General features: G+C 56.4%; 20 protein-coding genes. 14 read left to right on the top strand and 6 right to left on the bottom strand.

Going from position 1 to position 20,427, the window contains the following annotated elements; all coding sequences use genetic code 11:
* Positions 1–29: 29 nt before the first annotated feature.
* A complete protein-coding gene (gene mrcA, locus IB212_RS21380) occupies positions 30–2,582 on the bottom strand; it encodes a peptidoglycan glycosyltransferase/peptidoglycan DD-transpeptidase MrcA (RefSeq protein ID WP_041911915.1) in 2,553 nt (850 codons plus the stop codon).
* A 120-nt stretch (positions 2,583–2,702) separates the two neighbouring features.
* On the opposite strand from mrcA, the gene IB212_RS21375 reads away from it, so the two are divergent.
* From IB212_RS21375 to trpS, 12 genes are all read left to right on the top strand, one after another.
* On the top strand, positions 2,703–3,479 hold the full coding sequence (locus tag IB212_RS21375) for a hypothetical protein (RefSeq protein ID WP_041911916.1): 777 nt from the start codon (positions 2,703–2,705) through the stop codon (positions 3,477–3,479).
* Complete coding sequence (locus tag IB212_RS21370; RefSeq protein ID WP_041911917.1) at positions 3,476–3,970, top strand: PilN domain-containing protein; 495 nt, start codon at positions 3,476–3,478, stop codon at positions 3,968–3,970. The genes IB212_RS21375 and IB212_RS21370 overlap by 4 nt, the downstream gene beginning before the upstream one ends.
* 3 nt (positions 3,971–3,973) lie before the next feature.
* The gene (locus tag IB212_RS21365) at positions 3,974–4,429 is read left to right on the top strand and encodes a hypothetical protein (protein WP_041911918.1); all 456 of its coding nucleotides are present in this window, start codon (positions 3,974–3,976) and stop codon (positions 4,427–4,429) included.
* The gene (locus IB212_RS21360) at positions 4,419–4,823 is read left to right on the top strand and encodes a HofP DNA utilization family protein (protein ID WP_041911919.1); all 405 of its coding nucleotides are present in this window, start codon (positions 4,419–4,421) and stop codon (positions 4,821–4,823) included. Before IB212_RS21365 ends, IB212_RS21360 begins: the two co-directional genes overlap by 11 nt.
* Positions 4,735–5,973 carry a DNA uptake porin HofQ gene (gene hofQ / locus IB212_RS21355; RefSeq protein WP_041911920.1) on the top strand — a complete coding sequence of 413 codons (1,239 nt, stop codon included), beginning with the start codon at positions 4,735–4,737 and terminating at the stop codon, positions 5,971–5,973. The genes IB212_RS21360 and hofQ overlap by 89 nt, the downstream gene beginning before the upstream one ends.
* Before the next feature lie 286 nt (positions 5,974–6,259).
* Positions 6,260–6,781, top strand: coding sequence for a shikimate kinase AroK (gene aroK, locus IB212_RS21350; RefSeq protein WP_003861630.1), 522 nt, complete (start codon positions 6,260–6,262; stop codon positions 6,779–6,781).
* Positions 6,782–6,838: 57 nt separating this feature from the next.
* Positions 6,839–7,927 (top strand): 3-dehydroquinate synthase, encoded by a 1,089-nt coding sequence (gene aroB / locus IB212_RS21345; RefSeq protein ID WP_041911921.1) that lies wholly within the window; start codon positions 6,839–6,841, stop codon positions 7,925–7,927.
* A gap of 92 nt (positions 7,928–8,019) precedes the next feature.
* Entirely contained in the window at positions 8,020–9,321 is a 1,302-nt protein-coding gene (gene damX / locus IB212_RS21340) for a cell division protein DamX (RefSeq protein ID WP_188246202.1), read from the top strand.
* A gap of 67 nt (positions 9,322–9,388) precedes the next feature.
* Positions 9,389–10,201, top strand: a complete 813-nt coding sequence (dam, locus tag IB212_RS21335) for an adenine-specific DNA-methyltransferase (protein WP_028014659.1) — start codon at positions 9,389–9,391, stop codon at positions 10,199–10,201.
* A 41-nt stretch (positions 10,202–10,242) separates the two neighbouring features.
* The gene (gene rpe, locus IB212_RS21330; RefSeq protein ID WP_023333698.1) at positions 10,243–10,920 is read left to right on the top strand and encodes a ribulose-phosphate 3-epimerase; all 678 of its coding nucleotides are present in this window, start codon (positions 10,243–10,245) and stop codon (positions 10,918–10,920) included.
* Positions 10,913–11,674: a phosphoglycolate phosphatase gene (gene gph, locus IB212_RS21325; RefSeq protein WP_041911923.1), complete on the top strand. Its 762-nt coding sequence runs from the start codon at positions 10,913–10,915 to the stop codon at positions 11,672–11,674. The genes rpe and gph overlap by 8 nt, the downstream gene beginning before the upstream one ends.
* Positions 11,667–12,671 carry a tryptophan--tRNA ligase gene (gene trpS, locus IB212_RS21320; protein ID WP_041911924.1) on the top strand — a complete coding sequence of 335 codons (1,005 nt, stop codon included), beginning with the start codon at positions 11,667–11,669 and terminating at the stop codon, positions 12,669–12,671. Before gph ends, trpS begins: the two co-directional genes overlap by 8 nt.
* Positions 12,672–12,743: 72 nt before the next feature.
* On the opposite strand, the gene IB212_RS21315 is transcribed toward trpS, so the two are convergent.
* From IB212_RS21315 to tsgA, 5 genes are all read right to left on the bottom strand, one after another.
* Complete coding sequence (locus IB212_RS21315) at positions 12,744–12,914, bottom strand: YhfL family protein (RefSeq protein ID WP_008503029.1); 171 nt, start codon at positions 12,912–12,914, stop codon at positions 12,744–12,746.
* Positions 12,915–13,058: 144 nt separating this feature from the next.
* Entirely contained in the window at positions 13,059–14,432 is a 1,374-nt protein-coding gene (cysG, locus tag IB212_RS21310) for a siroheme synthase CysG (protein ID WP_041911925.1), read from the bottom strand.
* A gap of 135 nt (positions 14,433–14,567) precedes the next feature.
* Positions 14,568–14,894: a nitrite reductase small subunit NirD gene (nirD, locus tag IB212_RS21305; protein ID WP_041911926.1), complete on the bottom strand. Its 327-nt coding sequence runs from the start codon at positions 14,892–14,894 to the stop codon at positions 14,568–14,570.
* Positions 14,891–17,434, bottom strand: a complete 2,544-nt coding sequence (nirB, locus tag IB212_RS21300; RefSeq protein ID WP_041911927.1) for a nitrite reductase large subunit NirB — start codon at positions 17,432–17,434, stop codon at positions 14,891–14,893. The genes nirD and nirB overlap by 4 nt, the downstream gene beginning before the upstream one ends.
* Positions 17,435–17,694: 260 nt before the next feature.
* Positions 17,695–18,879, bottom strand: a complete 1,185-nt coding sequence (gene tsgA, locus IB212_RS21295) for an MFS transporter TsgA (RefSeq protein ID WP_188246201.1) — start codon at positions 18,877–18,879, stop codon at positions 17,695–17,697.
* A 278-nt stretch (positions 18,880–19,157) separates the two neighbouring features.
* On the opposite strand from tsgA, the gene ppiA reads away from it, so the two are divergent.
* Both ppiA and IB212_RS21285 read left to right on the top strand, forming a co-directional pair.
* Entirely contained in the window at positions 19,158–19,730 is a 573-nt protein-coding gene (ppiA, locus tag IB212_RS21290) for a peptidylprolyl isomerase A (protein WP_041911929.1), read from the top strand.
* Positions 19,731–19,835: 105 nt separating this feature from the next.
* Complete coding sequence (locus IB212_RS21285) at positions 19,836–20,420, top strand: putative adenosine monophosphate-protein transferase Fic (RefSeq protein ID WP_028014650.1); 585 nt, start codon at positions 19,836–19,838, stop codon at positions 20,418–20,420.
* Positions 20,421–20,427 lie beyond the last annotated feature (7 nt).

The following is a 20,427-nucleotide window of genomic DNA, read 5'->3' as shown; positions in this document are numbered from 1 at the left end:
TGCCCGGTTTTTACCGGGCATTTTTATGCTTAAAACAGCTCGTGCGTTTCGCCGTTATCAATAATCTCTGTACCCACCTCATGCACCGCCTGTGTGGTTGGCTGCGTACCTTCGATAAAATACTCGGCACGGCTATTACCGCCGTTAGCGAGCTGGCCGGTGCTGCGGTCAATATTGACCGTCACCACGCCCGGTGGCGGCGTCAGCGGCTGCTCCGGCACGCCTTCAAGAACGGATTTCATGTAGGCATCCCAGGCCGGCTGCGCGCTTTTGGCGCCGCCTTCGTAGCCGGAAATCTGATCTTTAATCGCGCCGGATGCCGTGGTACGGCCTAAATCACGGCGATGATCGTCGAAACCGATCCAGACTGACGTCACCACACCCGGCCCATAGCCGGAGAACCACGCATCCTTCGAGCTGTTAGTTGTCCCGGTTTTACCGCCGATATCATGGCGCTGCAGATCGCGCCCTGCTCGCCAGCCGGTACCCTGCCAGCCGGGTTCACCGAAGATGTTGGTGTTCAGCGCGCTCTTGATCAGGAACGCCAGCGGCGTGTTGATCACGTGCGGGGCATACTCCTGCGCGCCGGTCTGCGCCACCAGCGACTGGTTAGCCTGCTCCAGCTGCGGCTGCGGCAAGACGATATTTGGCTGCTCCTGAGAAACGGCAGGGTCTTCCATGTCCTTGTTTTCGAGCACCTCGGATTTCGGCGTGTTGCCGTAAATAACCGGAATATCACACTCAGGGCAGGCAATTTTCGGCTTCGCTTCAAACAGCACGCCGCCCTGGTCGTTCTCGATTTTGCTGATGAAGTACGGGTCAACCAGGAAGCCGCCGTTGGCCATCACCGAGTATCCGCGGGCGACCTGAAGCGGCGTAAAGGAGGCTGAGCCCAGCGCCAGCGACTCGGTGCGAACGATGTTCTGCGCCGGGAAGCCGAAGCGCTGCAGGTACTCTGCCGCATAGTCGACGCCCATCGCGCGCATGGCACGCACCATCACCACGTTTTTCGACTGCCCCAGACCCTGGCGAAGACGAATAGGACCGGCATACTCCGCAGGAGAGTTCTTCGGCTGCCAGTCGGAACCGGCACCGGCATCCCAGCGGGAGATCGGCACGTCGTTTAGGATGCTGGCAAGGGTCAGTCCCTTATCCATTGCAGCCGTGTAGAGGAACGGCTTGATGTTGGAACCCACCTGACGCAGCGCCTGCGTGGCGCGGTTAAATTTGCTCTGGTTGAAATCGAACCCGCCGACCAGCGCCATTACCGCCCCGTTCTGTGGGTTGATGGAGACCAGAGCCGAGTTCACATCCGGTACCTGCGCCAGCCACCAGGCATCGCCTGACTTGCGCACCCAAATCTGCTGCCCGGCCTGTACCACGTCGGTCACCTTGCGCGGCGTTGGCCCCTGCAGGGTGTCCGAACGGTATGGACGCGCCCAGCGAATACCGTCCATGCGCAGGGAGACGGACGTGCCGTCCGCCAGCGTCGCAACGGCTTCCTGAGGATCGGCCTGCGTCACTACGGCTGGAAGGAGCGGACCATAGGTTGGCAGCGCTTTCAGCGTGCTGGTGATTTTTTTGCTGTCCCATGCGCTTTCGCCCACTTTCCAGAGCACGTTCGACGGTCCGCGATAGCCGTGACGCATATCGTAGTCCATCACGTTATTGCGCACCGCGTCCTGAGCCGCCTGCTGCACTTTACGGGTAACGGTGGTGTACACGCGATAGCCATCTTCATAGGCCTTGTCGCCATAACGACTCACCATCTCCTGGCGCACCATTTCGGTCAGATAAGGGGCAGAGAAGGCGATCTCAGGGGCGTGATAATTGGCGTCAATGACGTCGTTACGCGCCTGGTCGTACTCGCTCTGGCTGATATAGCCTTCGCTCAGCATACGTGACAGGACGACATTACGACGTGAGGTAGCGCGATCGAGCGAGTAAAGCGGGTTAAACGTGGACGGCGCTTTTGGCAGACCGGCAATGGTTGCCATTTCGCTTAGGGTGAGCTGTTCAACAGGCTTACCGAAGTACACCTGCGCGGCTGCCCCCACGCCATAGGCACGGTAGCCCAGGTAGATTTTATTGAGGTACAGCTCAAGGACCTCGTCCTTGTTCAGCAGCTGCTCAATACGGATCGCCAGGAACACCTCTTTGATCTTACGCGTCAGCGTCTTTTCAGGGCTGAGGAAGAAGTTACGCGCCAGCTGTTGCGTAATGGTGCTCGCCCCCTGGGAGGCGTGACCGGAGAACAACGCAATGCTTGCGGCACGGAAAATCCCGACCGGATCGACACCGTGGTGCTCGTAGAAACGGCTGTCCTCTGTGGCGATAAAAGCTTTCACCATCACGGGAGGAATTTGGTTTAAGGTCAGCGGGATACGACGCTTCTCGCCATACTGGGCCATCAGCTCGCCATCGGCGCTATAGACCTGCATTGGGATCTGGAGACGCACATCGCGGAGCGTGGCGACATCAGGTAGCTGTGGCTCAATATATTTGTACAAACCGTAAATCGAGCCTGCTCCCAGCAGAATGCAACAGACTGCAAGGATGAATAAATACTTTACGAACTTCACCGGAGATTTCCCATTTGGTTTCACTTGGGCAGTTTCTAAACAATCGCGCGGTAGTATAAAGGCAAGCCTGATTCATTGATATAGCCGTCAAGGCGACGGGTGATAAGGAGATCGTGAAGCATGGCTTTCAAAACATGGCAAACGGGCGTTCATATTCAACAGGATAAGGTCCTGATTACGGCACTGGTCCGGGAGAGAGGCGGCTGGTGCTTACGCCGCTGGTGGGCCATTTCTCTGGCCGAAGGCATCATTCGTGACGGCAAAATTTGTCAGCCAGAAGCGCTGGCCGATGCCTTACGCGACTGGCGAAAAGCGCTCCCGCACTACCACCGGGTATTTCTCTCCTTTCCTGCTGCACGGACTCTGCAAAAAAAGTTGCCCCGACCGGCTCTTGCATTGCGCGACAGCGAGCAGCTCTCGTGGATGGGGGCGGCGCTTTCGCGCGAACTGGAGATGTCGACAGAGTCCCTCTGTTTCGACTACACCCAGGACACCTTCAGCAATACGTTTCACGTGACTGCCGCACAAAACAAAGAGGTTGAAACGCTTCTTGATCTGGCGAAAACGCTACGTTTGCGGCTGGCGACCATCACCCCGGATGCCAGCGCGCTGGCGAACCTGCTGCCTGCGGTAGCGCCGACGCAGTGCGTCGCCTGGCGGGATGCGCATCACTGGCTGTGGGCTATGCGCCATCAGTGGGGGCGTCGTTATACCACTGAAGCAGAAAACGTCACTGAGCTGGCGGCGCTGCTGGCCCTTAACCAGAATGACATCGCGTTCTTTGATGCCGAACGAACCCCATGGGAAATGCTGCAGCGCTGGCATGCGCCTCTTCCCGAATGCGGGGCTGACTATACCGTCGCGCTGGCGCTGGCCATGAGCGAGGTGCCTGAATGAACGTGACCAACCTCCTGCCCTGGCGTCAGCAGCGGCGCGCGCGATGCCTGCGTTTCTGGGGCGGCGTATTTGTCGGCGCATTGCTGCTCATGCTGATGGCCGTTTTTAGCATAAGGATGAACCATCTGGTAACGCTGCGCGCGCTACAGGCTCAACTGGCGGGTACGCAGTCCGTGCAGCGTGGTCTTGTGTCTCGACAGCGACCCACCGCAGAGGTGCAGAACCCTGCGGGCACGCCGCCGCGCCGCGCATGGCAACCGGTGCTGGAGTCACTTTCTGAGGCCATGCCTGCGCAGGTATGGCTGACAGAGCTGCGTTATCAGCCTCCTGCTCTGATGTTGATCGGCTATGCCACTACCCTGCAGGCGCTTTCTGCCTTGCGTAATGGGCTGGAGCACATAGACGGCTTTACGCCCGGTTCTGAGGGGGAACTCCGGCAGGATAGCCAGGGGCGCTGGATGTTCACTCTGCACCTGAAAAGCGAGGGGTAATGCGTGGAGACCTTGCTAGAACGCTGGTGTGAAAGTCGTCCCTGGTGTCGGCTGGTCTGCGGGGGGCTGGGTATTCTCCTGATGGGCCTGACAGCATGGGGTGTATTGCTCCGGCCAGCAGAGAGGCAGTGTGCGGATCAGCGGCAGCAGGTGAGCCAGGCGGCGCGGACTAACGCGTCGCTGTGGCCCACCGCCAGTCAGGTGCCGTTTAGCCCGCAAACCCGGACGGCACTGGAGGTAAAGCCCTTTTCACCGCTCGATTTTCAGGGGGAGGGTACAAGGCTCCTTCACTGGAAGCCGTTGCAAAACGGTGGTGAACTGGCGCTGGAGGCGCAGTGGCAGGCGATCCCGCCTCTTTTTTCCCGGCTGGCGCAGCGGGATGTGCGGGTCGCTGCTTTCACGCTTGCGCCACAAAGTACGGCGTTACGCCTGAGGCTGGAGCTGGAACATGCGAAATAGCGCGAGATACCTGCTGGTTTGCTCGGCGCTGCTGTTGACCGGCATGCGCGATCCGTTTCGCCCGCCGGACGACCCCTGCGCCACAGCCGAACTGGCACAGTGGCACTACCGCGGAATGGTGGGAGGGCAGCAGCGCGTTGGTATTTTGCTGGATGGGCAACGGCGCTGGCATCGTCTGAAAGAGCACGAACGTTTCCCGGCGGGCTGGCGGATAACGGCCATCAATGAAACGGAACTGGTTATTGATGTGGGTGACACATGCGATCCCGAAGAATGGGCGTGGCAACGAGAAGGAAAGGATAAAAATGAAGTTAAGGATAGTGCTGTTGCTGCTGGCGTTCAGCCGCCCGCTGTGGGCCGCCGCGCCAAAGCCGGTCACGCTGGTGGTGGATGACGTGCCGGTGGTTCAGGTGCTACAGGCGCTGGTTGCGCAGGAGAACCGTAATCTGGTGGTATCGCCGGATGTCGGCGGCACGCTCTCGCTTAACCTGACGCGCGTTCCCTGGCGGCAGGCGTTACAGACGGTAGTCACCAGCGCCGGACTCGTTTTACGAGAGGAGGGCGGTATTTATTATGTCCATACCGCGGCCTGGCAGCGTGAACAGCGGGAACGTTTAGAGCAGGAGCGAGCGCGTCGACAGCTTGATGCTCCGCTGGTCTCGCACAGCATCCCATTTTCTTATGCGGATGCCGGAGAACTGCAAAAAGCGGCTGAAAAGCTCCTGAGCCCAAAGGGGAGTTTATCTGTCGACAAACGCACCAACCGTCTGCTCATCAGGGATAACCAGGCGGTGCTGGAGGCGCTGCAGCAGTGGGCGGCTCAGATGGATATTCCCGTCGAGCAGGTCGAACTGGCGGCGCACATTGTCACCATTAATGAAAAAAGCCTGCGAGAGTTGGGGGTGAAGTGGAATCTTGCCGAGGCCACTGAGGCGGGCAAGGTTGGACAGCTCACGACGCTTGGCAGCGATCTTTCCGTGGCCAGTGCTACCACGCATGTGGGGTTTAACATCGGGCGGATTAACGGCAGGCTGCTGGATCTGGAGCTCTCTGCGCTGGAGCAAAAACAGCAGGTCGATATCATTGCCAGCCCGCGGCTGCTGGCCTCGCACATGCAACCGGCCAGCATTAAGCAGGGGAGTGAGATCCCGTATCAGGTTTCAAGCGGTGAAAGCGGGGCGACCTCGGTGGAGTTCAAAGAGGCGGTACTCGGAATGGAGGTCACGCCGGTAGTATTGCCCGGTGGACGCGTGCGCCTGAAGCTACACATCAGTGAAAACATGCCGGGACAGGTGCTGCAGCAGGCCGATGGCGAAACGCTTGCCATCGATAAGCAGGAGATAGAAACCCAGGTGGAGGTAAAAAGTGGAGAAACGCTGGCGCTGGGGGGGATTTTCTCGCAAAAGAACAAAACCGGCAGTGACAGCGTGCCCGGGCTTGGGAGCATCCCCTGGCTGGGACAGCTTTTTCGCCATGATGGAAAAGATAATGAGCGGCGTGAGTTAGTGGTGTTTATTACGCCACGTCTGGTCGGTATTCACTAACGGGTAACGATCCCCGCAATGATTTTGCATTCAGATTGTTGCAGATGTTTGACGTGGGGCATGAATTAGCATACAAGGAGTACCGATTTGAGTTGGACTTACGTCTTATTACCTTATGCGTCCGGCGCGGTGATTTAATCAGTTGCCAAACAAGCCGGAGTATTGAGATAATTTTTAGTCTGACTCTCGCTCTATTGCATATGAGGTTTCAGTTCATGTCCTGCTACGCCGGGTGTCTGCGAAGCGGGGATTACCATTAACGAATAGTCTTAGTAGTACCGATAAAATGGCAGAGAAACGCAATATCTTTCTGGTTGGGCCTATGGGTGCCGGCAAAAGCACTATTGGGCGTCAGTTAGCTCAACAACTCAATATGGAATTTTACGATTCTGATCAAGAGATTGAGAAACGAACCGGAGCTGATGTGGGCTGGGTTTTCGATGTAGAAGGCGAAGAAGGTTTCCGTGACCGAGAAGAAAAAGTGATCAACGAACTCACGGAAAAACAGGGCATCGTACTGGCAACAGGCGGTGGCTCTGTGAAATCTCGCGAAACCCGCAACCGTCTCTCCGCCCGTGGCGTAGTGGTCTATCTTGAGACGACCATTGAGAAACAGCTGGCACGTACGCAGCGCGATAAAAAGCGCCCGCTGCTGCAGGTTGAAACGCCACCACGCGAAGTTCTGGAAGCGTTGGCCGACGAACGCAATCCGCTGTATGAAGAGATTGCCGATGTGACCATTCGTACCGACGATCAGAGCGCTAAAGTGGTTGCAAACCAGATTATTCATATGCTGGAAAGCAACTGATTCTGGCTTTATATACACTCGCCTGCGGGTAAAAGCATTAAAGGTGGATGTCGCGTCATGGAGAGGATTACAGTTACTCTCGGGGAACGTAGTTACCCTATCACCATCGCGGCTGGTTTGTTTAACGACCCAGCTTCCTTTTTACCACTAAAAGCGGGTGATCAGGCGATGCTGGTCACCAATGAGACGCTGGCTCCGCTTTATCTCGACCGCGTGCGCCACCTGCTTGAGCAGGCAGGCGTAAAAGTCGACAGTGTGATTCTGCCCGATGGCGAGCAGTATAAAAGCTTGACGGTACTCGATACCGTCTTTACCGCATTGCTGCAAAAACCGCACGGTCGCGATACAACACTGCTTGCCCTGGGCGGCGGTGTTGTGGGCGATCTGACCGGCTTTGCGGCCGCAAGCTATCAGCGTGGCGTCCGTTTTATTCAAATCCCGACCACGTTGCTATCTCAGGTCGACTCCTCTGTCGGTGGCAAAACGGCAGTCAACCATCCCCTCGGCAAAAACATGATTGGCGCGTTCTACCAGCCTGCGTCGGTGGTGGTGGATCTCGACTGCCTGAAAACCCTGCCGAAACGCGAGCTGGCCTCTGGGCTGGCTGAAGTGATCAAATACGGCATTATTCTGGATGGCGAGTTCTTTAACTGGCTTGAAGAGAATATGGATGCGCTGCTGCGCCTGGATGAGGCGAAACTGGCATACTGCATTCGTCGTTGTTGTGAGCTGAAAGCAGAAGTTGTCGCGGCAGACGAGCGTGAAACCGGCTTACGTGCTTTACTGAATCTTGGGCATACGTTTGGCCACGCCATTGAAGCCGAAATGGGTTACGGCAACTGGCTGCACGGTGAAGCCGTCGCGGCTGGCATGGTCATGGCAGCCCGCACCTCTGAACGTCTTGGGCAGTTTAAACCGGAAGAGACGGCACGTATCATTGCGCTACTTGAACGTGCAGGTTTGCCGGTCACCGGGCCGCAGGAGATGTCGGCGCAGGCGTATTTACCCCACATGATGCGCGATAAAAAAGTATTGGCAGGTGAGATGCGTCTTGTACTCCCGCTTGCAATAGGGAAGAGTGAAGTGCGCGGCGGAGTGTCGCACGATGTCGTTCTTGGCGCCATTGCTGATTGCCAGCAGGCGTAACAACTAGAAAGGTCAGGCCACTGTTATCGGTGGTCGTTTAGCTTCAGGCGAAATGCAAAGACGTAGGCATAAGCCTTTGAGTGGGGTGTTAAATGGATGAATTCAAACCAGAAGACGAGCTGAAACCCGATCCCAGCGATCGTCGTACTGGTCGTTCTCGTCAATCTTCAGAACGTGATAACGAGCCGCAGATCAACTTTGACGATGTTGATCTGGATGCAGACGATCGTCGCCCTTCGCGCAGCCGCAACGCGCGTGATGAGCGAGAAGAAGAGGATTATGAGTCCGAAGAAGATTCAATGGACGAACAGCCTGTAGAGCGTCGCCCGCGTAAACGTAAAAAAGCCGCAGCGCAGAAACCGGCCTCCCGTCAGTACATCATGATGGGACTTGGCGTTCTGGTGCTTGTGCTGCTGATTGTTGGCATTGGCTCCGCGCTGAAAGCACCGTCCACCAACTCAACCGAACAAACCGCCTCCGCAGAGAAGAGCATCAACCTCTCCGGTAATGATGCGACGGATCAGGCGAATGGTGCACAGCCAGCGCCGGGCACCACTTCCGCTGAGCAGACTGCCAGCAACACAACGACGCCGCAGGATGTTTCTCTGCCGCCCGTTTCATCAACGCCTGCTCAGGGCCAGGCACCTGTCACGCCCGAAGGCCAGCAGCGTGTTGAAGTTCAGGGAGACCTGAACAATGCGCTGATGCAGCCGCAAAACCAGCAGCAGGTTGATAACGTTGTGGTTAACTCTACGCTGCCAACTGAACCTGCAACCGTCGCGCCGATCCACGGTGCTACCGCGCAGCCGCAGACGGCAGCAACGGAAACTAAACCGCGCCAGACGCAAACTGCGACGCGTCCTGAACGTAAGCAGGCGGTCATTGAGCCGAAGCGTGAAACCAAGCCTCAGGCCGTGGTAAAAGCGCCTGAAGTGAAAGCCGCACCGGTACAGCCGAAACGCACTGAAACGGCTGCCGTGAGCGAGCCGGCCAAAGCGCCAGTCACGCAGACTGCGCCGAAAGCGACGGCAACCACAACGGCACCTGCTGCCACCGCTGCGCCTGCCGCAACGGCGACGGCTTCCAGTGCTGCAGCAGGTAAAACAGCTGGCAACGTCGGTTCGCTGAAATCTGCACCGTCCAGCAACTACACGCTGCAGTTGAGCAGTTCGTCTAACTATGACAACCTCAACGGCTGGGCGAAGAAATCGAATCTGAAAAACTACGTGGTTTATCAGACAACCCGTAACGGACAGCCGTGGTACGTGCTGGTGAGCGGTGTGTATGCTTCTAAAGATGAAGCGAAGCGCGCCGTGGCGACACTGCCAGCAGACGTTCAGGCGAAAAACCCGTGGGCGAAGCCGATTCATCAGGTGCAGGCCGATCTGAAGTAATGTTTAAAGCGCAGGATGCTGTCGGAGCTTTCTCCACAGCCGGAGAAGGTGTAATCAGTTAGTCAGCATGAAAAAAAATCGCGCTTTTCTGAAATGGGCAGGGGGGAAATACCCCCTGCTCGATGATATTAAAAAGCACCTGCCAAAAGGCGAGTGTCTTATCGAGCCCTTCGTGGGTGCGGGATCGGTGTTCCTGAACACCGATTTTTCTCGTTATATCCTGGCGGATATCAACAGCGACCTTATCAGCCTCTATAACATCGTTAAGCTGCGTACAGATGAGTATGTGGAAGAGGCGCGCAAGCTGTTTACGCCAGAGAACAACAGCCCTGACGTTTACTATCAGTTCCGCACGGAATTTAATCAGAGCCAGGATCCGTTCCGCCGCGCGCTGCTGTTCCTTTACCTCAACCGTCATGGTTACAACGGCCTGTGCCGGTATAATTTGCGCGGCGAATTTAACGTGCCGTTTGGTCGTTATAAGCGCCCGTACTTCCCGCAGGACGAGCTGTATCATTTTGCGAAGAAAGCGCAGAATGCAGAGTTCCACTGCCTCTCCTATGAAGAGTGCATGGAACTGGCAGGCGTAAACTCGGTGGTCTACTGCGATCCGCCTTATGCGCCGCTGTCTGCGACGGCGAACTTCACCGCCTACCACACCAATAGCTTCAGCCCGGCCGAACAGGCCCGCCTGGCGGAGATGGCGGAAAAACTGGTCAGCAAAAGAATTCCGGTGTTAATTTCAAATCACGATACCCCTGATACGCGCGAATGGTACAAAGCCGCGAAGCATTTTCAGGTTAAGGTGCGGCGTAGCATTAGCAGCAACGGCGGCACACGTAAAAAGGTGGACGAACTCCTGGCTCTTTATCGCCCCTGAGCCGTTTTGCCCGCCGGTAAACACATTTCAAGGAGATGCGGATGAAACAGTTTTTGATTGCCCCCTCAATTCTGTCGGCCGATTTTGCCCGCCTGGGTGAAGACACGGCGGAAGCTCTCGCAGCTGGCGCAGATGTCGTCCATTTCGACGTTATGGATAACCACTACGTTCCCAATCTGACCATCGGTCCGATGGTGCTCAAGGCCCTGCGTAACTACGGCATTACCGCACCGATTGACGTTCACCTGATGGTGAAGCCTGTCGACCGCATCGTGCCTGACTTCGCCGCAGCGGGCGCCAGCATTATCACTTTCCATCCGGAAGCCTCCGAGCACGTTGACCGCACGCTGCAGCTGATCAAAGAGAACGGCTGTAAGGCGGGGCTGGTGTTTAACCCGGCAACACCGTTGAGCTATCTCGATTACGTGATGGACAAGCTGGACGTGATTTTGCTGATGTCCGTTAACCCGGGCTTTGGCGGCCAGTCGTTCATCCCTCACACGCTGGATAAGCTGCGCGAAGTGCGCCGTCGCATTGACGAGTCTGGCTATGATATTCGTCTGGAAGTGGACGGCGGTGTGAAAGTGAATAATATTGGCGAAATTGCGGCAGCGGGCGCGGATATGTTCGTTGCAGGTTCGGCAATTTTCGACCAACCGGATTACAAAAAAGTCATTGATGAAATGCGCCGCGAGCTGGCGAAGGTAAGTCATGGATAAATTGCAGGCAATTCGGGGTGTGGCATTCGACCTCGACGGCACGCTGGTGGACAGCGCGCCGGGCTTAACGAGCGCCGTCGATCAGGCGCTGTATGCACTGGAACTGCCCGTTGCGGGCGAAGATCGTGTGATTACATGGATTGGCAACGGTGCCGATGTCCTGATGGAGCGCGCGTTGACGTGGGCTCGTCAGGAACGCGCGTCGCAGCGTTCCGCGCAGGGGAAACCAAGCGTCGATCATGCCGATATCCCGCAGGATGAGCAGCTGCGTATTCTGCGCAAGCTGTTCGATCGTTTCTACGAAGAGGCCGTCGAGGAGGGGAGCTTCCTGTTCCCGGACGTCCAGGAAACCCTGAGCGCGCTGCACGCAAAAGGCATCCCGCTGGGACTGGTGACCAACAAGCCGACGCCGTTTGTTGCGCCGCTGCTGGAAGCGCTCAATATCGCGAAATATTTTTCCGTGATTGTAGGCGGGGATGACGTGCAGAACAAGAAGCCGCATCCGGAGCCGCTGTTGCTGGTGGCAGGAAAATTATCCTTAACGCCTGCGGAGCTGCTCTTTGTCGGGGATTCGCGTAATGATATTCTGGCTGCCCGAGCGGCGGGGTGTCCTTCCGTCGGTTTAACCTATGGCTACAACTACGGTGAGGCTATTACGCTGAGTGAGCCGGATGTTGTGTTCGACCACTTCAAAGATTTGTTGCCCGCACTCGGGCTTTCGCACAGTGAACATCAGGAATTGAATAATGACTAAGCCCATCGTTTTTAGTGGCGCACAGCCTTCAGGTGAATTGACCATTGGTAACTACATGGGTGCGTTGCGTCAGTGGGTCAGCATGCAGGATGACTACCATTGCATTTACTGCATCGTAGATTTGCATGCTATCACCGCGCGTCAGGATCCTGAGAAGCTGCGCAAAGCCACCCTGGACACCCTGGCCCTCTATCTGGCCTGCGGTATCGATCCTGAAAAGAGCACCATTTTCGTTCAGTCTCACGTGCCGGAGCATGCGCAGCTGGGCTGGGCGCTGAACTGCTATACCTATTTCGGCGAGCTGAGCCGCATGACCCAGTTCAAGGATAAGTCTGCCCGCTACTCTGAAAACATCAACGCTGGCCTGTTCGACTATCCGGTGCTGATGGCGGCCGACATCCTGCTGTACCAGACCAACCAGGTGCCGGTGGGTGAAGACCAGAAGCAGCACCTGGAGCTGAGCCGTGATATCGCCCAGCGCTTTAACGCGCTTTACGGCGACGTATTCAAAGTGCCAGAGCCGTTTATCCCGAAATCCGGCGCGCGCGTGATGTCGCTGCTGGAGCCAACCAAGAAGATGTCCAAGTCTGACGATAACCGCAACAACGTTATCGGCCTGCTGGAAGATCCGAAATCGGTGGTGAAAAAGCTCAAGCGCGCTGTCACGGACTCCGACGAACCGCCTGTGGTGCGCTACGACGTGCAGAACAAAGCGGGCGTCTCCAACCTGCTGGATATCCTCTCGGGCGTCACTGGCCAGAGCATCCCTGAACTGGAAAAACACTTCGAAGGCAAGATGTACGGCCACCTGAAGGGTGAAGTGGCAGAGGCCGTTTCCGGCATGCTAACCGAGCTGCAGGAGCGCTACAATCGCTACCGTAACGACGAAGCCTTCCTGCAGAAGGTGATGAAAGAGGGCGCAGAAAAAGCCAGCGCGCGCGCGTCCGAAACCCTGAAAGCGGTGTACGAGGCGATTGGGTTTGTGGCGAAACCTTAAGCCGCCACCCGACAAATACGGACTCAATAAAAAAACCGGGAAATCCCCGGTTTTTTTACGCCTGAAAAACGCTTACTGCTGTGCCGCCGGGCCGCAACCGCCGATGATCTTCGAAATGGAGATCGCCGGGTGCAGCAGGTAATCGTAGCTGCAGTTATTTTTAGTATTTTGAACGTGACCGGTGCAGGCGGTCAGAGTCGATAACAGGCCAACCAGAACGGCGGCTTTTGCCAGCTTGAACATACGCATTCCTTGTCTAAAAATCTTAAATTGGATGTAACACGAGGGAATAAATGGAAAAGTTCCACTATGCGAGCGGTATGTTATCGACTGGGGTATGAAGGGAGTAGTCCGCTTAAGGACTACTCGAAGGGGGGAGAATATGCGTTAGTGATTCGAGAACCAGTTCAGCTTATCGCGCAGTTCAACCACGCGACCCACCACAATCAGCGCCGGGCTTTCGACCTGCTGCGCCAGCTCACCGAGCTGCGTCAGCGCGCCATTCACCACGCGCTGCTTGATTGACGTCCCGTTTTCCACCAGCGCAACGGGCATATCAGCCTCCATGCCGTGTTCCAGCAGTTTCGCCTGGATGGTGGCGGCCTGGTTCAGCCCCATGTAGAACACCAGCGTCTGCTTTTCAGCGGCCAGGTTATGCCAGTCCAGCTCGCTGCCGGTTTTCAGGTGGCCCGTAACCAGACGCACGCTCTGGGCGTAGTCGCGATGGGTCAACGGAATGCCTGAGTAGGCTGAACAGCCGGATGCCGCCGTTATGCCCGGCACCACGGAGAACGGAATGCCTGCATTGCACAGGGTTTCCAGCTCCTCGCCGCCGCGGCCAAAGATAAACGGATCGCCGCCCTTAAGGCGCACCACGCGTTTTCCCTTTTGCGCTTCACGCAGCAGGATCTGATTAATCTCCTCCTGCGGCACGCAGTGGTAGCCTGCCCGTTTACCGACGAAGACGCGGTCGGCGTCGCGGCGCACCAGGTTCATGATGTCATCGGAGACCAGGCGGTCATACACCACGATATCCGCCTGCTGGATCTGCTGGAGCCCTTTCAGGGTCAGTAAACCCGCATCTCCCGGACCAGCCCCGACCAGCACCACTTCACCTCGGTGATCCAGCGGCTCGCTCAGCAGCTGCTCGGTCGTCTCTTCAACCGCTTTCGCGTCCTGATTCGCCAGCGACTGCGCCAGCCTGTCGTTAACGAAAAATTTCTCCCAGAAGCGACGACGCTCACCCACGGTTGAGAAGGTTTGCTTCACGCGGGAGCGAAGCTGCCCGGCGTAGTGGGCTATCTGGCCGAGATGCTGCGGCAAAATAGCTTCCAGTTTTTCCCGCAGCAGGCGGGCAAGTACGGGCGAGCGGCCGCCGGAAGACACCGCGATCATCAGCGGTGAACGGTCGATAATCGACGGCATGATAAAGCTCGCCTCTTTCGGCGCATCCACCACGTTACAGAAGATCCGGCGCGCTTCGCAGGCGTCGCTGACGCGCTGGTTCACTTCATCGTCATCCGTCGCGGCAATGGTCAGCCAGCAGGTATCCAGCAGGGACTCATCAAACTCCCCCTGCACCAGCGTGAGCATCCCTTCCTGCGCCCAGACGTCAAACTGCGGAGCGAAAGTGAGGGCATTGACCATCAGTCGGGCTCCAGCATCCAGCAACAGGCGCGCTTTGCGTTCAGCCACATCGCCGCCGCCCACAAGCAGGCAGTCGCGATGGCGTAATTGACAGAAAATCGGCAGGTGGTCCACGACGTTACCTCACAGCATTCAAGGAGGGGGTAAGAATTGACGTCAGGATAACAGCAGGAATCGTACAGAACATACGGTTTTTCCTGCCGTTACCCATAAGGGGTCATAAGCCTTTCCTATTGGAAAAGCGGAGGGTTACGCTTTGAGCTGCACCTTGCCGTCCTTCACGCGGACGTCGTAGTGCTTCACGGAGAAGCTTTCATCTTCCATGCAGTGCCCGTCGGTTAAGCGGAAACGCTGCTTTTTCAGCGGGCTGGCGACCCACAGCTCACCCTGGTGTTCAGCAATCAGACCGCGGGAGAGCACGCTGGCCTCAAAGAACGGATCGATATTGCTGATGGCAAAGACCTGTTCATCGTGGCGAGGGCGGAAAATAGCTACCTGCTCGTTACCCAGCAAAGCACAGACGCCGGTTGCTGGCAGAATGTCGTTAATGTTGCAGATGTTTACCCACTGGCTCATGCGTTTTCCTCCACCAGCATCACCGGAATGCGTTCATACGGGGTTGCAGGACGATGCTGTTCGCGCTCCGGCACCACCTGCACGTTCGGGTCGCGCTGGGTGCTGTTGATAAAGTGTTTGAAGCGCGTCTGCGCCGCCGGGGTGTTGACGGTTTCGGTCCACTCGCAGATCACCGCCTCGCGCAGGCGAGCCATCTCGGATTCCAGCTGTTCGTTCAGACCCAGCTTGTCATCAATGATGACCGACTTCAGGTAGTCGATACCGCCTTCGAGATTATCCAGCCAGGACGCGGTACGGGTCAGCTTATCGGCGGTACGAATGTAGAACATCATGAAGCGGTCGAGATACTTGATCAGCGTATCGCGATCGAGATCCGCCGCCAGCAGGTCCGCGTGGCGTGGTTTCATCCCGCCATTGCCGCACACGTACAGGTTCCAGCCTTTCTCGGTGGCGATGATCCCTACGTCTTTACCCTGCGCTTCCGCACATTCACGAGTACAGCCTGAGACGCCGAACTTCATTTTGTGTGGAGTACGGATGCCTTTGTAGCGGTTTTCCAGCTCGACGCCGAAGCCCACGCTGTCGCCTACGCCGTAGCGGCACCAGGTGCTGCCCACGCAGGTTTTCGCCATGCGCAGCGCTTTGGCATACGCGTGACCGGTTTCGAAGCCCGCCTCAATCAGCTGACGCCAGATTTCCGGAAGATCGTCTTTCTGCGCACCAAACAGGCCGATACGCTGGGAACCGGTGATTTTGGTGTACAGATTAAATTCACGGGCGATACGGCCCACGGCGACCAGCCCTTCCGGGGTGATTTCGCCACCAGCGGAACGCGGAATGACGGAGTAAGTACCGTCTTTCTGGATGTTCGCCAGGAAGTTATCGTTGGTGTCCTGCAGCGGCGTGTGTTCTGGTTTGAGCACGTACTCATTCCAGCAGGACGCCAGCAGGGAGCCGACGGTCGGCTTACACACTTCACAACCGTAGCCCTGGCCGTGTTTCTCCAGCAGTTCGTCGAAGGACTTGATGCCTTCCACACGGATCAGGTGATACAGCTCCTGGCGAGAGTAAGCGAAGTGCTCGCAAAGGTTGTTGTTCACTTCGATGCCCTGTTTCGCCAGTTCAGCGTTCAGCACCTGAGTCACCAGTGGAATACAGCCGCCGCAGCCGGTACCGGCTTTGGTTTCGGCCTTCAGCGCCGCAACGGTGTGGCAGCCTTTGTTGATGGCGGAGATCAGCATGCCTTTGGTGACGTCGAAGCAGGAGCAAATCTGCGCGCTGTCAGGCAGTTTATCTACGCCGATAGATGGTTTACCGCTGGAGGCGTGCGCCGGCAGGATCAGCGCGTCCGGGTTTTCCGGCAGCTCAATGGCGTTCAGCACCAGCTGGAGCAGGTTACCGAAGTCGCTGGTATCGCCCACCAGCACCGCACCGAGCAGGGTTTTGTTGTCCTGGCTGACGATAAGGCGTTTGTAGACCTCTTTGCTTTCGTCCAGATAGACGTAGCTGCGGGAGTTCGGGGTGCGGCCATGCGCATCGCCGATACCGCCTACGTCCACGCCCAGCAGCTTCAGCTTGGCGCTCATGTCTGCGCCGGTGAAGGCGTTTTCGCTACCGAGGATATGGTCCACGGCGACCTGCGCCATTTTGTACCCTGGCGCCACCAGACCGTACACGCGGTTATTCCAGCTGGCGCACTCGCCGATGGCGTAGATATCCGGATCGGAGGTCTGGCAGGTATCGTTAATCATGATCCCGCCGCGCTGCGCTACCGCCAGGCCGCACTGAGTGGCGAGCTTATCGCGCGGACGAATACCGGTGGAGAAGACGATAAAGTCCACTTCCAGCTCGCTGCCGTCGGCAAAGCGCATGGTTTTACGCGCCTCTGTGCCTTCCTGCACGATCTCTTTGGTGTTCTTGCTGGTGTGAACCTTCACACCCATGCTTTCGATTTTACGACGCAGCTGGTCGCCGCCCATGTGGTCCAGCTGTTCCGCCATCAGCATCGGGGCAAATTCGATAACGTGGGTTTCAACGCCGAGGTTTTTCAGCGCGCCTGCCGCTTCCAGGCCCAGCAGGCCACCGCCAACAACCGCACCGCGTTTGCTTCGACGTGCGCAGGATTCAATGGCGTTGAGGTCTTCAATGGTACGGTAAACGAAGCAATCCTGGGTTTCCGACCCTTTAATCGGCGGGATCCACGGATACGAGCCAGTCGCCATGATCAGCTTATCGTAAAAAACCGTACGCCCGGCGCTGGAGTGGATCACTTTCTCCTGACGGTTGATGGTGATAGCGCGTTCGCCCACCAGCACTTTTACGCCATGCTTCTCGTAAAAACCTTCGCGCACCAGAGAGAGCTCTTCGGCGGTATGGTGAGAGAAGTAGGAAGACAAGTGCACACGGTCGTACGCCTTGCGGGGTTCTTCACAGAACACGGTAATATCGAACTGGTCAGCATCGGCTTTATCGAGAAGATCCTCAATAAAGCGGTGGCCGACCATGCCGTTACCGATGATAGCGAGTCTGACTTTGCTCATTTTTGCCTCGATTTCTTTTCTATTACTGCCTACCTTAACGATTCAGCAGAGGCACTTATTGATGCAAATCAAATACGCCTTCACCTACCCCTTAGTGGGTATATCTATGATTTGTCAGGTTTTTTATAAGTAACGGATATTGTTTGATTTTTGTGCTTGCTTGTTTTTCGCACAAATTTGACGGGGTTTTTTACGAATCGGCAGTCAGAGCGGGTAAGCAGGTTAAAACCCCTTTGCAGAACGCAAAGGGGTTTTAACGATTAGTGGGTAGTCGTTGCCGTATTGTGCTGGCGGTGACGGGTCACGAAGCCCAGAATGAAACACATGATAAACACCACGGCATACAGACCGTTAGCGGTGTGCAGCGCGGCCAGCGGGCCGCTGTGCGCCACAATCGGGCCCGTGACCACGAAGGTCAGCATGGTGCCGATGGTGCCGCAGGTCAGCACGAAGTTCACCAGCTTTGGCGAAGCCACTTTGGTCTGCAGGGAGCCCAGGGTGATGATTGAGGTGTAAATCGCGCTGGAGAAGAAGCCCAGGGTCAGGATGAACCATGGCATATGCTCCGGGGCACCGTTGATGAACAGATACATCAGCACGGTCGCCAGACCCGCCAGGACGGTCAGAATACGTTGCAGGTCGAAGAAGCGCAGGATGAAGCTAAAGGCCCACATGCCGAACATGTAAGACATCCAGAAATCGCTCACCAGTTTGCCCGCGTCGTTCAGGCTCATGCCCAGACCTTTGGCGTATTCAGGTACCCACGAGATAAAGCCCAACTGACCTAGGATGTAGCACAGGGCGGCAATGGAGAGGAACAACACGCCGATACCCCATTTTTCTTTCGCCACCGGCTCTGAGGTGGCCTGCGCTTTTTTGCCCAGCACCGGGAAGTCACAGCCGAAGGTCAGAATGAAGATCGCGACATAGACCAGACCGATACAGGCGTATACCCAGTACCATTCAATGCTGCGCGCGAGCAGATACGCGGCGACCATCGGGAAAATCATTCCGGCCATGCTGAAGAAGGAGTCGGTAAACAGCAGGCGCGCGCCGCGCTGGCGGCCTTCATACATGTGCGTAATAAGAAACGTACCGATCGACATCGTGATCCCGCTGACCAGGCCCAGCACGAACATGGCGGCGGAGAACAGGGCGATGCTGTGGCTCAACATCAGGCCCGCCACGGCGGCAACCATCAGCACGAAGCCGAAGCGCAGCTGGGTTTTCAGCGGGACGATTTCCATCAGCCAGGCATTCAGGAAGATTGAGATCAGGATCCCCGCGTTGAGGAAGGTGAAGGTGTTACTCATGCTGGAAACGGGCAGCTGGAAGTAGTCTGCGATATTTCCCATCACCATCCCGGTGACGATCACCAACGCGCCGGTCAGGGCGTAGGAGAAGAAGCTTATCCATGTGAGCTTGATGCGATTGCTGTTAGTCATGTCTGGCCTGTTCAGAAAAAGAAAAGCGCCGGTAGGGCGCTGAGAGCGGGCAGATTTTAGTCGCTAAAGTGATCTATTCCTATCTTTTAAGGGAAATGAATATGCCATTGCAGGTTTTAGTGTGATCTAAATCACACTAAATGGCGGTATAACCAATCGTTTGCGCAGTAATAATTGTTTCAATTTCGTAAAATTAGGTAAAAGGCTGGTCTCGGTTCATACTGCTCTTTAGAATCAAGCCATTCGCTTTTTATACTGCGCTTTGTTAAGGAATTCTCATGCTCAAATCAACACTGGCGGCTGTCGCAGCTGTGTTTGCTCTTTCTGCCGTTTCCCCTGCTGCGCTGGCAGCCAAAGGGGACCCTCACGTTCTGCTGACCACCTCTGCCGGGAACATTGAGCTGGAACTAAATAGCCAGAAAGCTCCGGTTTCTGTGAAAAACTTCCTCGACTATGTGAACAGTGGTTTCTATAACAACACCACCTTCCACCGCGTGATCCCTGGCTTTATGATTCAGGGCGGCGGCTTCAACGAGCAGATGCAGCAGAAACAGCCTAACCCACCCATCAAAAACGAAGCGGACAACGGCCTGCTGAACAAGCGCGGCACCATCTCCATGGCGCGCACGGCGGATAAAGACAGCGCCACCAGCCAGTTCTTCCTCAACGTGGCGGATAACGCTTTCCTCGACCACGGCCAGCGCGACTTCGGCTATGCGGTCTTCGGTAAAATTGTGAAAGGGATGGACGTGGCGGACAAAATCTCTCAGGTTCAGACCCACGATGTCGGTCCATACCAGAATGTGCCGTCTAAGCCTGTCGTTATCATCTCTGCAAAAGTTCTGCCGTAATCCTCTTTGACACGGGCGATCCTCGCCCGTGTTGTGACCCCTCCCTGCGAAAGCGCGTTTTGCTGCTTATACTTGTGGCAAACGGACTATTCAGGGAGGCGTTAAGTGAAAAAACTCACCGATAAGCAAAAATCCCGTCTCTGGGAGCAACAGCGTAACGTCAATTTTCAGGCCAGTTGTCTCCTTGAAAAAGGTAATGGTCCTTCAGAGCCCGGCATTGAGACGCTGGAGCTTGGGCCCTCAGCGCCCGGGCTACCGCATCTGTGCCTCATTCATCGCCATCTGTATCACAGAGAGATGAAGCAGGCAGGCGAATTCCGTACCGACGATATTTTTAAGGGTGACATTCCCTTCTGCCATTTTGAGTACATCGAGACGATGGGTAACGAACTGATGGCGGCGCTGGAAAGTGATAAGTATCTTGTGGGTCTTGAAAAAGCGGCGTTTGTTGAAAAAGTGAGCCATTACTACTGTGAAATCAATATGCTGCATCCCTTTATGCGCGGTAATGGCATTGCTCAGCGCGTCTTCTTTGAGCAGCTGGCCATCCACGCAAATTACGCGCTGGACTGGCGGGATATTGATCCCGAGCAGTGGGTGGCGGCGAACCGAAGCGGTGCCACGGGCGATTTGACCGCGCTGAGCGCTATCTTTGCCAAAGTAGTGAGCGAAGCGCGGGAATCTGAGTAGAATAGGG

It is taken from the genome of Enterobacter sp. E12, assembly GCF_014596715.2.
Classification (GTDB): Bacteria; Pseudomonadota; Gammaproteobacteria; order Enterobacterales; family Enterobacteriaceae; genus Enterobacter; species Enterobacter bugandensis.
This window is presented reverse-complemented; position numbering and strand designations above follow the sequence as displayed.

Bases quoted from the DNA above. Each gene is read 5' to 3' on its own strand.
- IB212_RS21375 (WP_041911916.1), top strand. From the start codon at position 2,703: ATGGCTTTCAAAACATGGCAAACGGGCGTTCATATTCAACAGGATAAG.
- IB212_RS21370 (WP_041911917.1), top strand. From the start codon at position 3,476: ATGAACGTGACCAACCTCCTGCCCTGGCGTCAGCAGCGGCGCGCGCGA.
- IB212_RS21360 (WP_041911919.1), top strand. From the start codon at position 4,419: ATGCGAAATAGCGCGAGATACCTGCTGGTTTGCTCGGCGCTGCTGTTG.
- hofQ (WP_041911920.1), top strand. From the start codon at position 4,735: ATGAAGTTAAGGATAGTGCTGTTGCTGCTGGCGTTCAGCCGCCCGCTG.
- aroK (WP_003861630.1), top strand. From the start codon at position 6,260: ATGGCAGAGAAACGCAATATCTTTCTGGTTGGGCCTATGGGTGCCGGC.
- aroB (WP_041911921.1), top strand. From the start codon at position 6,839: ATGGAGAGGATTACAGTTACTCTCGGGGAACGTAGTTACCCTATCACC.
- damX (WP_188246202.1), top strand. From the start codon at position 8,020: ATGGATGAATTCAAACCAGAAGACGAGCTGAAACCCGATCCCAGCGAT.
- dam (WP_028014659.1), top strand. From the start codon at position 9,389: ATGAAAAAAAATCGCGCTTTTCTGAAATGGGCAGGGGGGAAATACCCC.
- rpe (WP_023333698.1), top strand. From the start codon at position 10,243: ATGAAACAGTTTTTGATTGCCCCCTCAATTCTGTCGGCCGATTTTGCC.
- gph (WP_041911923.1), top strand. From the start codon at position 10,913: ATGGATAAATTGCAGGCAATTCGGGGTGTGGCATTCGACCTCGACGGC.
- trpS (WP_041911924.1), top strand. From the start codon at position 11,667: ATGACTAAGCCCATCGTTTTTAGTGGCGCACAGCCTTCAGGTGAATTG.
- IB212_RS21315 (WP_008503029.1), bottom strand. From the start codon at position 12,914: ATGTTCAAGCTGGCAAAAGCCGCCGTTCTGGTTGGCCTGTTATCGACT.
- nirD (WP_041911926.1), bottom strand. From the start codon at position 14,894: ATGAGCCAGTGGGTAAACATCTGCAACATTAACGACATTCTGCCAGCA.
- nirB (WP_041911927.1), bottom strand. From the start codon at position 17,434: ATGAGCAAAGTCAGACTCGCTATCATCGGTAACGGCATGGTCGGCCAC.
- tsgA (WP_188246201.1), bottom strand. From the start codon at position 18,879: ATGACTAACAGCAATCGCATCAAGCTCACATGGATAAGCTTCTTCTCC.
- ppiA (WP_041911929.1), top strand. From the start codon at position 19,158: ATGCTCAAATCAACACTGGCGGCTGTCGCAGCTGTGTTTGCTCTTTCT.